Below are 11,872 nucleotides of genomic sequence, written 5' to 3'. Positions count from 1 at the left end.
CGGCCAGGCGCTCGCGCGCCTCGTCCGGGCCGAGCCAGGTGGCGCCGGTGCCCCAGCGCGCCGACTCCTCGACCTCGGCGCGGGCCCGGACGGCCTGGGCCCGGCCCCGAGCGACGACCAGGGTCCCGCCCTTGCGGTAGTGGCAGTCGATGCCTTCCGCGGCCGCCACCCGGCCGACCTCGTCGACGCTCTCGCGCAGGGCGGCGTGCTGGTCCCGGGCGGCCTGCTCGCCGTGCTCGGCAGCCAGGGTGGCCGGGCCGACCGGGTAGAGCGCCGAGCACCAGCCGCCGTTGCGTCCGCTCGCGCCGAAGCCGACGTGCTCGGCCTCCAGCACCAGGACCGACAGGGAGGGGTCGGCCTCGAGCAGGTACCAGGCGGTCCACAGCCCGGTGTAGCCCGCGCCGACGATGCAGACGTCGACGACCTCGTCGCCGGTTAGGGCGGGGCGGGTGCGCCGCGCGTCGAGCCCGTCCCACCACAGCGGCGCGAGCGTCATGGCCCCACCCTGGGCCGCACCCGCGCTGGGAGGTGCCGGGCGCCCGGGAAGCGAAACGGCCCGGATCCGTCGCAGGGGAAGCCGGACCCGGGCCGTTCCTGGTCTGTCATCCGAGGGGTCAGAGGTGCTTCTCCGCCTCGGTGAGGACGCCGCGGAGCCGCTGCTCGATCTCGTCGAACTCGGTCTGCCCGATGATCAGCGGCGGGGCCAGCTGGATCACGGGGTCCCCGCGGTCGTCGGCGCGGCAGTAGAGGCCGGCGTCGAACAGCGCCTTGGACAGGAAGCCGCGCAGCAGCCGCTCGGACTCGGCGTCGTCGAAGGTCTCGCGCGTGGCCTTGTCCTTGACCAGCTCGATCCCGTAGAAGTAGCCCTCGCCGCGGACGTCGCCGACCAGCGGCAGGTCGAGCAGCTTCTCCAGGGAGGCGCGGAACTTCGGAGCGTTCTCGTGCACGTGGGCGTTGAGGCCCTCGCGCTCGAAGATGTCGAGGTTCTCCATCGCCACCGCCGCCGAGACCGGGTGGCCGCCGAAGGTGTAGCCGTGGGGGAAGTAGTTCGTCCCCTGCTTGAACGGCTCGAACAGCCGGTCGCTGGCGATCATCGCGCCGATGGGGGAGTAGCCCGAGGTCATGCCCTTGGCGCAGGTGATGATGTCGGGGGTGTAGCCGAAGTCGTTGCAGGCGAACATGTCGCCGATCCGGCCGAAGGCGCAGATCGTCTCGTCGGAGACCAGCAGCACGTCGTACTCGTCGCAGATCTCGCGGACCCGCTCGAAGTAGCCCTCCGGCGGCGGGAAGCAGCCACCGGAGTTCTGCACCGGCTCGAGGAACACCGCCGCGACGGTGTCAGGGCCCTCGAACTCGATCGCCTCGGCGATGCGGTCGGCGGCCCAGCGCCCGAAGGCCTTGTTGTCATCACGCAGGTGCTCGGGCGCGCGGTACTGGTTGGTGTTGGGCACCTTGAACGCCCCGGGGACCAGCGGCTCGAACATCTCCTTGGCCGCAGGGATGCCGGTGATCGACAGCGCGCCCTGCGGGGTGCCGTGGTAGGCGACGTTGCGGCTGATCACCTTGTGCTTGGTCGGCTTGCCGACGAGCTTGTAGTACTGCTTGGCCAGCTTCCAGGCGGTCTCGACGGCCTCGCCGCCGCCGGTGGTGAAGAAGACGCGGTTGAGGTCGCCGGGGGTGTGCTGGGTCAGCCGCTCGGCGAGCTCGATCGCACGCGGGTGGGCGTAGGACCACAGCGGGAAGAAGGCCAGCTCGCGGGCCTGCCTGGCCGCGGCCTCCGCGAGCTCGGCGCGACCGTGGCCGACCTGGACGACGAAGAGGCCGGCGAGGCCGTCGAGGTAGCGCTTGCCCCGGTCGTCCCAGATGTAGGCGCCCTCGCCGCGGGCGATGATCGGCACGGAGTGACCCGCCCCGCCCTCGCTGCGGTCCTCGAAGGTCGAGTGGCGCGTGAAGTGCATCCACAGGTGGTCCCGCGCCGCCTCCGAGTAGAGCGTGCCGCTGGGCGTCCGCAGGTCGGAGGACGGTTCGTAGACGGGAGTGACTTCGGTCATCTGGTACCCCAGTTGTAGTGCTGTTTGTTGAGTTTGAGATAGACGAACGTCTCGGTGCTCTGCACCCCGGACAGCGTGCGGATGCGACGGCTGAGCAGGTCGAGCAGCTCGTCGTCGTCCTCGCACACGACCTCGGCGAGCAGGTCGAAGCTGCCGGCGGTGGTGACGACGTAGGAGACCTCCGGCATCGCCGAGAGGGCGTCGGCCACGTGGGACATGTCGCCGTCGACGCGGATCCCGATCATCGCCTGCCGGCGGAAGCCCACCTGGAGCGGGTCGGTGACCGCGACGATCTGCATGACCTCCGCGTCGAGCAGGCGCTGTACCCGCTGCCGGACCGCCGCCTCCGAGAGACCCACCGACTTGGCGATGGTGGCGTAGGACTGCCGTCCGTCCTCCTGCAGGTGCTCGATGATCGCCTTCGCGACATCATCGAGCCCGCCGCCGTTGGCGCGTCGGTCGGCCGGCCGCCCCGGGGGCGGCGCTGACCTGCGAGGAGAGCTCACGCCCTAGATCGTGGCGGTATGCCGTGTGGTTTGGCAAGTCGGTGTCCTACGGAATCCGTCGGTGGCCTCGGCGGATTGCTACGGATTCGTTAACTTCAGCCGCCTGACCCTGTTGGAATCGGCCGGATTGTGGTTACAGTGCGACACACCGGTATCCGCACCGACCAGGAGCGCTTTCGTGACTTCCAGCCCTCGTGTCCTGCGCAACTTCGTCAACGGCGAGTACGTCGACGCAGAGACGGTCTCCACGTCCAACATCATCAACCCGGTGACCGCCCAGGTGGTGGCGCAGGCCCCGGTGTCGGGTGCGGCGGACATCGACCGGGCCTACGCCGCTGCGGCCAAGGCGTTCGAGGTGTGGGGGGACACCACGCCCAGCGAGCGGCAGCTGGCGATGAGCCGGTTCGCGGACGCGATCGAGAAGCGCGGCGACGAGCTCGTCCGGCTCGAGTCGGAGAACACCGGCAAGCCGCACGCCCTGACCGCGAGCGAGGAGATCCCGCCGATGGTCGACCAGCTGCGCTTCTTCGCGGGCGCGGCCCGGGTGCTGGAGGGCAAGGCGGCGGGGGAGTACATGAAGGGCCACACCTCGTGGATCCGCCGTGAGCCGATCGGCGTCATCGGCCAGGTGACCCCGTGGAACTACCCCATGATGATGGCGGTCTGGAAGATCGGCCCCGCGCTGGCCGCCGGCAACACCGTCGTCCTCAAGCCGAGCGACACCACCCCCGAGACCACCCTGCTGATGGCCGAGATCGCCGCGGAGTTCTTCCCGCCTGGCGTGCTCAACGTCGTCATGGGCGACCGTGAGACCGGCCGCGCGCTGGTCGAGCACCCCACTCCCGCGATGGTCGCCATCACCGGGTCGGTGCGTGCGGGCATGCAGGTCGCCGAGAGCGCCTCGCGCGACGTCAAGCGGGTCCACCTCGAGCTGGGCGGCAAGGCGCCGGTGGTCGTCTTCGACGACGCCGACATCGAGTCCGCGGTCGAGGCCATCGCCACGGCCGGCTACTTCAACGCCGGCCAGGACTGCACGGCGGCCACCCGGGTGCTCGTCGAGGGCGGCATCCACGACGAGTTCGTCGCGGCCCTGGCCGACTACGCGAAGAACAACGCCAAGGTCGGCCTGCCCGACGACGAGGACGCGCTGTTCGGCCCGGTCAACAACGCGACCCAGCTGGCCAACGTCGAGGGCTTCCTGCACCGCCTGCCCGACCACGCCATGATCGCCGCCGGCGGCAAGCGCGCCAGCGGCCTGGGTGACGGCTACTTCCTCGAGCCGACCGTGGTCTCGGGGCTGCAGCAGGACGACGAGGTGATCCAGAAGGAGATCTTCGGCCCGGTCATCACCGCCCAGCGCTTCACCGACGAGGCCAAGGCCCTGGAGTGGGCCAACGGCGTGCGCTACGGCCTGGCCAGCAGCGTGTGGACCAAGGACTTCGGCCGGGCCATGCGCATGAGCAAGCGCCTCGACTTCGGCTGCGTGTGGATCAACACGCACATCCCGATCGTCGCCGAAATGCCGCATGGGGGGTTCAAGCACAGCGGCTACGGCAAGGATCTGTCGATGTACGGCTTCGAGGACTACACCCGCATCAAGCACGTCATGGCCAACATCGACGCCTGACTCGTCAGCACCTGAAGGAGCACCGGCATGAACGAGCAGAACCCCCTCCCACCCGAGCTGACGGCCGCACTCGCCCGCGGGTTGGTCTCTCGCCGGACCCTGATGAGCAGCGCGGCGGGCATCGCCGCCGTCGCGGCCCTGGCCGCCTGTGGCTCGAAGGGACGCACCGCGGCCGGGGGCGGCACCCCGACCGCCAAGGCCGCGCCAACCGACCTGTCCGACACGGACAAGGTCGTCAACTGGTCGAACTGGCCGGAGTACATCGACGTCAACGACAAGAACCAGACGCACCCCTCGATCGACGCCTTCACCAAGCAGACCGGCATCAAGGTCAACTACACCGAGGACTACAACGACAACGACGAGTTCTACGCCAAGGTGCGGCCGCTGCTGGCCGCCGGCAAGGACACCGGTCGTGACGTGTGGGTCAGCACCGACTGGATGGCCTCCCGGCTGATCCGCCTCGGCTACGCCCAGAAGCTCGACCTGACCAACATCCCCAACCACGGCAACGTCGAGGCCTCCCTGAGCAACGTGCCCTGGGACCCGGGCCGCCTCTACACCCTGCCCTGGCAGAGCGGCTTCGCCGGCATCGCGTGGAACCCCAAGGCGACCGCCGGCAAGAAGGTCGAGTCGGTCGACCAGCTGCTCACCGACCCGGCGCTCAAGGGCAAGGTCACGTTGCTGACCGAGATGCGCGACACCGTCGGCCTGGTGCTCATGGCCATGGGCAAGAAGCTGGCGAGCTTCACCGACGCCGACTTCGACGCCGCGATCGCCGAGCTGCAGAAGGCCAAGGACGCCGGTCAGATCAAGGGTTTCACCGGCAACGACTACACCAAGCCGCTGGCCGCCGGTGACACCGCAGCGTGCTTTGCGTGGACCGGTGACGTCGTCCAGCTCAAGGCCGACAACCCCAACCTCGGCTACGCCCTGCCCTCGACCGGCTACACCCTGTGGTCGGACAACTTCGTCATCCCCGCCCTCGCGCAGCACAAGAAGAACGCCGAGCGGCTCATCAACTACTACTACGACCCCAAGGTCATGGCCATGGTCGTGGACTACGTCAACTACATCGCCCCGGTGAAGGGGGCCAAGGAGTTCCTCGTGAAGCAGGACCCGTCGGTCGCGCAGAACCCGCTCATCTTCCCCAGCGCTGACGTGCTCTCCCACTCCCAGGTCTTCAAGGGTCTCGACCCGGCCACGGAGACCAAGTACAACAAGAAGTTCCAGGCGCTGATCTCCGGCTGACCACGATGGCTACCGAATCCGCAGGCGACCTGCGCCTCATCGACGTCACCAAGCGCTACGAGAGCTTCACTGCGGTCGACAACCTCAGCCTGGTCATCCCCCAGGGGTCGTTCTTCGCCCTGCTCGGCCCGTCCGGCTGCGGCAAGACGACCACCCTGCGGATGGTGGCCGGCCTGGAGCAGCCCACCGTGGGACGCATCCTCATCGGTGAGCGCGACATCACCGACACCAAGGCCTACCAGCGCAACGTCAACACGGTGTTCCAGAGCTACGCGCTTTTCCCGCACCTGAGCATCCTGGACAACGTCACGTTCGGCCTGCGTCGCCGCGGGGTCAAGGACTACAAGGCCAAGGCGATGGAGGCCCTCGAGCTGGTGCAGCTGGCGCACATCGCCAAGAAGAAGCCGGCGCAGCTCTCCGGTGGCATGCAGCAGCGCGTCGCCCTGGCCCGGGCGATCGTCAACCGGCCGGACGTGCTGCTGCTCGACGAGCCCCTCGGGGCGCTCGACCTCAAGCTGCGCCGGCAGATGCAGATCGAGCTCAAGCGCATCCAGTCCGAGGTCGGGATCACCTTCGTGCACGTCACCCACGACCAGGAGGAGGCCATGACCATGGCCGACACCATCGCGGTGATGAACGCCGGGCGCCTCGAGCAGGTCGGCGACCCCGGCGTCCTCTACGAGAACCCGGCCACGACGTTCGTCGCGAACTTCCTCGGCCAGTCCAACCTGCTCAGGGCAGAGGTGGTCGGCACGCCCGGCGAGCTGGCCGACCTCGACGTGCACGGGACCAAGCTGCGGCTGCCCACCCCGCGCCTGGTCGAGGGCGTCCAGACCATGTGGCTGGGCGTGCGCCCCGAGAAGCTGCGCCTGGTCAACGGCGACGGGTCCCGGGTGGAGGACGGCCTCAACACCCTGACCGGCACGGTCACCGACGCCTCGTTCACCGGCCTCGCCACCAACTACCTGGTCCGGCTCCCCTGGGGGCAGGAGCTCGCGGTCGTCCAGCAGAACGACGGTATGCCGCGTGCCTCCGTGGGCACGTCGGTCACCCTCGCCTGGGCCCCCGAGCACAGCTTCGCCCTGGACTCCCGGCAGGACGCCCACGCCGGCGCCCAGGACCAGGCCGACGACACCGGGGCGGCGTAGTGGCCGAGATCGGCGCCCTGGCCGCGGCGAGCGAGCACCACAAGCCGGCTCGCCGCGGACGGTGGACGCCCTACCTGCTGCTGGTGCCCGGGCTGCTCTGGCTGGTCATCTTCTTCGTCCTGCCCACCCTCTCCCTGGCCAGCCAGTCGCTGCAGACCGGCTCGGTGGACACCGGCTACACGCTGACGTGGAACTGGCAGACCTACACCGACGCACTGTCGCTGTACTGGCCGCAGTTCCTGCGCTCGCTCATCTACGCCGGGTCGGCCACGGTGCTGGCGCTGCTGGCCGGCTACCCGCTGGCCTACTTCATGGCCCAGCGCGCCGGGAAGTGGAAGAACCTGCTGCTGGTGGCGGTCATCGCGCCGTTCTTCACCAGCTTCCTGATCCGCACCCTGGCCTGGCAGATCATCCTCAACAACGACGGGATCGTCAGCACGGTCGCGCGCAAGATCCACTTCACCGACCTGCTGCAGCTCCTGAACCTGACCCAGACCAACCAGCTCATGGCCTCGCCGTTCGCGGTCATCTGCGGGCTGACCTACAACTTCCTGCCCTTCATGATCCTGCCGCTCTACGCCAACCTCGAGCGTCTCGACGCGCGCCTGGTCGAGGCCGCAGGGGACCTCTACGCCTCGCCGGTGCAGGCCTTCCGCCGGGTCATCTGGCCCCTGTCGCTGCCGGGCGTGGTGGCCGGCACCCTGCTGACCTTCATCCCCGCCGCCGGTGACTACATCAACTCCCGGCTGCTGGGCAGCACCCAGACGGTGATGATCGGGCAGGTCATCGACGGGCAGTTCCTGCAGGTCCTGGACTACCCGACGGCGGCGGCGCTCTCCTTCCTGCTCATGCTGACGATCGTCGTGCTGGTCGCGCTCTACGTGCGGCGCAGCGGCACGGAGGAGCTGGTCTGAGATGGCGTGGATCCGTCGGCACCTGCTCGCCATCGTGGCGTTCCTGGTGCTCTTCTACATGCTGCTGCCCAACATGGTCGTCATCCTGTTCTCCTTCAACAAGCCGAACGGGCGCTACAACTACCAGTGGACACAGTTCTCGCTGGACGCGTGGACCAACCCCTGCGGGGCGCCGGGCATGTGCCCGGCCCTGGGGCTGAGCCTGCAGATCGGGCTCATCGCCTCGATCGTCGCGACGATCCTCGGCACCGCCGTGGCATTCGCGCTCGGCCGCTACCGGTTCAAGGGCCGGGCCGGCACCAACCTGCTCATCTTCATGCCGATGGCCACCCCCGAGGTGGTCATGGGCTCGAGCCTGCTGACCCTGTTCATCGCCCTCGGCATCCCGACCGGGCGCACGACGATCCTCATCGCGCACATCATGTTCTGCCTGTCCTTCGTGGTGGTCACGGTCAAGGCGCGCATCGCCTCGCTCGACCCCCGGCTGGAGCAGGCGGCGGCGGACCTGTTCGCCAACGAGTACCAGACGTTCACCAAGGTGACCCTGCCCCTGGTGGCGCCGGGCATCGCTGCCGGTGCGCTGCTGTCGTTCTCGCTGAGCTTCGACGACTACATCATCACCAACTTCAACGCGAGCCCCGCGTCGGTGACCTTCCCGATGTTCGTGTGGGGCGCCGCCCAGCGCGGCACCCCGGTGCAGATCAACGTCATCGGCACCGTCATGTTCCTCGCCTCCCTGGCGATCGTCGGCATGGCGCAGCTGGTCAGCGCCCGCCGGTCCCGAGTGAAGGTGGCCTGAATGCGGATCCTCGTGGTCGGCTCCGGCGGGGTCGGCGACGCCGTCGCGCGCATCGCCGTGGAGCGGGACTTCTTCGAGCACATGGTCGTGGCCGACTACGACGAGGCACGCGCCCGCGGGACCGTCGCGGCGGCCACCGCCCGGCGCGAGGGGGAGTCCCGGCTCGTCGCGGCCCGGGTCGACGCCTCGAGAAGCGAGGCGGTCGCGGCGCTGGCCCGCGAGCACGGCATCACGCACGTGCTCAACGCGGTCGACCCGCGCTTCGTCATGCCCGTCTTCGAGGGGGCACTCGCGGCCGGTGCCGACTACCTGGACATGGCGATGAGCCTGAGCCACCCGCACCCCGAGCGGCCCTACGCGGAGTCGGGGGAGAAGCTCGGTGACGCCCAGTTCGCCGTCGCCCAGCAGTGGGAGGACGCCGGGCGCCTGGCCCTGGTCGGCATGGGCGTCGAGCCGGGCCTGTCGGACGTGTTCGCCCGCTATGCCGCCGACCACCTCTTCAGCGAGATCGAGGAGCTCGGCACCCGCGACGGCGCCAACCTGTCGGTGACCAACGAGGCCGGCGAGGAGATCTTCGCGCCGAGCTTCTCGATCTGGACCACCATCGAGGAGTGCCTCAACCCGCCGGTCATCTGGGAGAAGGACCGCGGCTGGTTCACCACGCCGCCGTTCTCCGAGCCCGAGGTGTTCGACTTCCCCGAGGGCATCGGCCCGGTGGAGTGCGTCAACGTCGAGCACGAGGAGGTCCTCCTCATGCCGCGGTGGGTCGACGCGAAGCGGGTGACGTTCAAGTACGGCCTCGGTGACGAGTTCATCGGCGTGCTCAAGACGCTGCACACCCTGGGCCTGGACCGCACCGAGACGGTGCGCGTCGGCGGCGTGGAGGTCTCGCCCCGCGAAGTGGTCGCCGCCTGCCTGCCCGACCCGGCCACGATCGGCCCACGCATGACCGGCAAGACGTGTGCCGGCCTGTGGGTCACCGGCACCGGCACGGACGGCCGCCCGCGCGAGGTCTACCTCTACCACGTCGTCGACAACGAGTGGGCGATGCGCGAGTACGGCGCCCAGTGCGTGGTCTGGCAGACCGCGGTCAACCCCGTGGTGGCCCTCGAGCTGCTCGCCACCGGCGCCTGGTCCGGCGCCGGCGTGCGCGGGCCCGAGTCCTTCGACGCGGTGCCCTTCCTCGACCTCCTGCAGGCGCCCGCGCCCAAGGGCTATGGCTCCCCGTGGGGCCAGCAGGACCGGTGACCGGCCGGGCGGCGCCGCGCCGCGGATCCCGTTGTCCCGGCAGGCCTAGGATCGGTTCATGACCCGGTACGGCCCCCAGTTCGGCCCCGACATCACCTTCCTCGGCGTGCCCCGCTGCGACCTGGACGACCCCGAGACCTACGCCGACGCGGAGGTCGTCATCCTCGGCGCGCCGTTCGACGGGGGCACCTCGCACCGGCCGGGCACGCGGTTCGGCCCGATGGCGATCCGGATGACCGACTACCTGGCCCACGACGGCTCCCGCCCCAGCCTCGCGCTGCGCACCGACGGCCTCGTCGACCTCAAGGTCGTCGACGCCGGCGACGTGGAGATGTACTCCGGGGAGATCGAGAAGGCGCTGCCCGCGCTCGAGGCGGCGGTGGAGAAGGTGACCCGCGCCGGCAAGATCCCGGTCGTGCTCGGCGGCGACCACTCGATCGCCTACCCCGACGCCAAGGGCGTGGCCAACGTCCTGGGCCACGGCCGCATCTCGATGCTGCACTTCGACGCCCACGCCGACACCGGCGACATCGAGTTCGGCTCGCTGTGGGGCCACGGCCAGCCGATGCGCCGGCTCATCGAGTCCGGGGCCTTGCGCGGCGACCGGTTCCTGCAGATCGGGCTGCGCGGCTACTGGCCTCCGCCGGAGACGCTGGACTGGATGGCCGGGCAGAAGATGCGCTCCTACGAGATGACCGAGATCGGCCAGCGCGGGCTGGAGGAGTGCCTCACCGAGGCCTTCGGTATCGCGACCGACGAGTGCGAGGGCGTCTTCCTGTCCGTGGACATCGACGTGTGCGACCCGGGGCACGCCCCGGGCACGGGCACGCCCGAGCCGGGCGGCATCTCGGCGCGCCAGCTGCTGGACTCGGTGCGCCGCATCTGCCTGGAGCTGCCCGTCGTGGGCATCGACGTGGTCGAGGTCAGTCCGCCCTACGACCACGCCGACATCACGGCCGCGCTGGCCAACCGCGTGGTGCTCGAGGCCCTCTCGGCCATCGCCCGCCGGCGCCAGGACGCCCGCGACGGCACCACGTGGGACCCCCGGCGCCCCCTGCTGGAGGGGCGCTGACCGCGCGGGCCGCGGACCCGGCATACCCGAGCCGCACCACCTGACCACCTCCGTCCCTGACCCTCCTGAGAGGCTGACCACCATGGCGACCGAGTCCGAGAAGACCCTCATCGACAGCGTGCCCACCGGGCTGTTCATCGGCGGGCAGTGGCGCGACAGCAGCGACGGCGCCACGATCAAGGTCGAGGACCCCGCAACGGGCGAGATCCTCACCGAGGTGGCTGATGCCACCGTCGCCGACGGGACCGCCGCCCTCGACGCGGCCGTGGCCGCGCAGGCCGACTGGGCCGCCACGCCGCCGCGCGACCGGGGCGAGATCCTGCGCCGGGCGTTCGAGGCGATCACCGCCCGCGCCGACGACTTCGCGATGCTCATGACCCTGGAGATGGGCAAGCCGCTGGCGGAGTCGCGCGGCGAGGTGACCTACGGTGCGGAGTTCTTCCGCTGGTTCTCCGAGGAGGCCGTTCGCATCCACGGTCGCTGGTCCACCGCGCCCAACGGGGCGACCCGGCTCATGACGATGAAGCAGCCGGTCGGCCCGACGCTGATGATCACGCCGTGGAACTTCCCGCTGGCCATGGGCACCCGCAAGATCGGCCCGGCGCTCGCCGCCGGCTGCACCATGGTCGTCAAGCCGGCCTCGCAGACGCCGCTGACCATGCTCGCCCTGGCCGACCTGCTCACCGAGTGTGGTGTCCCCGCCGGCGTCCTCAACGTCGTCACCACCAGCCGCACCGGTGACGTCATGGAGCCGCTGATCCGCGACCCGCGCCTGCGCAAGCTGACCTTCACCGGCTCCACCCCGGTCGGCAAGCGCCTGGTCGAGCAGTCCGCGGAGCAGCTCCTGCGGGTCTCGATGGAGCTCGGCGGCAACGCGCCGTTCCTCGTCTTCGAGGACGCCGACGTCGACAAGGCCGTCGAGGGCGCCATGCTGGCCAAGATGCGCAACATCGGCGAGGCATGCACCGCCGCCAACAGGTTCCTCGTGCACGAGTCGGTCGCCGAGGAGTTCGCGACCAAGTTCGCGGCGAAGATGTCGGCCCTGACCGTCGGCCGGGGGACCGAGGACGGCGTGACCGTCGGCCCGCTCATCGACGGCAAGGCTCGCGACGGCGTCGCCGAGCTGGTCGAGGAGGCCCGCGGCAAGGGCGCCAAGGTCGTCGTCGGCGGGGCGGCCACGGGGGAGCGCGGCTACTTCTACCAGCCGACCGTCCTCACCGACGTGCCGGCGGACGCCCGGCTGGTGCGCGAGGAGA

Annotated in this window: 11 protein-coding genes; 8 read left to right on the top strand and 3 right to left on the bottom strand. The window is 70.0% G+C overall.

Features of this window, described 5'->3' with window-relative positions; genetic code table 11:
• The 3 genes from VF825_RS10510 to VF825_RS10500 form a co-directional block, all read right to left on the bottom strand.
• Nucleotides 1-496, bottom strand: a 496-nt coding sequence (locus VF825_RS10510) for an FAD-dependent oxidoreductase (protein ID WP_331112959.1), incomplete at its 3' end; no start/stop codon positions are given.
• A 118-nt stretch (nt 497-614) separates the two neighbouring features.
• Nucleotides 615-2,051 (bottom strand): aspartate aminotransferase family protein, encoded by a 1,437-nt coding sequence (locus VF825_RS10505; RefSeq protein ID WP_331112957.1) that lies wholly within the window; start codon nt 2,049-2,051, stop codon nt 615-617.
• On the bottom strand, nt 2,048-2,557 hold the full coding sequence (locus VF825_RS10500; RefSeq protein ID WP_331112955.1) for an Lrp/AsnC family transcriptional regulator: 510 nt from the start codon (nt 2,555-2,557) through the stop codon (nt 2,048-2,050). The genes VF825_RS10505 and VF825_RS10500 overlap by 4 nt, the downstream gene beginning before the upstream one ends.
• A gap of 178 nt (nt 2,558-2,735) precedes the next feature.
• Between VF825_RS10500 and VF825_RS10495 the strand changes: the two genes are divergently transcribed.
• From VF825_RS10495 to VF825_RS10460, 8 genes are all read left to right on the top strand, one after another.
• A complete protein-coding gene (locus VF825_RS10495) occupies nt 2,736-4,184 on the top strand; it encodes a gamma-aminobutyraldehyde dehydrogenase (protein ID WP_331112953.1) in 1,449 nt (482 codons plus the stop codon).
• Nucleotides 4,185-4,211: 27 nt separating this feature from the next.
• Complete coding sequence (locus VF825_RS10490) at nt 4,212-5,435, top strand: spermidine/putrescine ABC transporter substrate-binding protein (protein WP_331112951.1); 1,224 nt, start codon at nt 4,212-4,214, stop codon at nt 5,433-5,435.
• Between the two features lie 5 nt (nt 5,436-5,440).
• Nucleotides 5,441-6,583, top strand: coding sequence for an ABC transporter ATP-binding protein (locus VF825_RS10485; RefSeq protein WP_331112949.1), 1,143 nt, complete (start codon nt 5,441-5,443; stop codon nt 6,581-6,583).
• Nucleotides 6,583-7,497, top strand: a complete 915-nt coding sequence (locus tag VF825_RS10480) for an ABC transporter permease (RefSeq protein WP_331112946.1) — start codon at nt 6,583-6,585, stop codon at nt 7,495-7,497. Before VF825_RS10485 ends, VF825_RS10480 begins: the two co-directional genes overlap by 1 nt.
• Before the next feature lies 1 nt (nt 7,498).
• On the top strand, nt 7,499-8,296 hold the full coding sequence (locus VF825_RS10475; RefSeq protein ID WP_331112944.1) for an ABC transporter permease: 798 nt from the start codon (nt 7,499-7,501) through the stop codon (nt 8,294-8,296).
• Nucleotides 8,297-9,544, top strand: a complete 1,248-nt coding sequence (locus tag VF825_RS10470) for a saccharopine dehydrogenase family protein (RefSeq protein WP_331112942.1) — start codon at nt 8,297-8,299, stop codon at nt 9,542-9,544.
• A 58-nt stretch (nt 9,545-9,602) separates the two neighbouring features.
• On the top strand, nt 9,603-10,616 hold the full coding sequence (gene speB, locus VF825_RS10465; RefSeq protein ID WP_331112940.1) for an agmatinase: 1,014 nt from the start codon (nt 9,603-9,605) through the stop codon (nt 10,614-10,616).
• A gap of 82 nt (nt 10,617-10,698) precedes the next feature.
• Nucleotides 10,699-11,872 (top strand): NAD-dependent succinate-semialdehyde dehydrogenase (locus VF825_RS10460; RefSeq protein WP_331112938.1); only part of this gene is annotated, 1,174 nt, incomplete at its 3' end.

It is taken from the genome of Oryzihumus sp., from assembly GCF_036391795.1.
In the GTDB taxonomy this organism is placed as follows: Bacteria; Actinomycetota; Actinomycetes; order Actinomycetales; family Dermatophilaceae; genus Oryzihumus.
The sequence above is the reverse complement of the archived record's forward strand: the minus strand, read 5'-3'. Positions and strand labels throughout refer to the sequence as shown.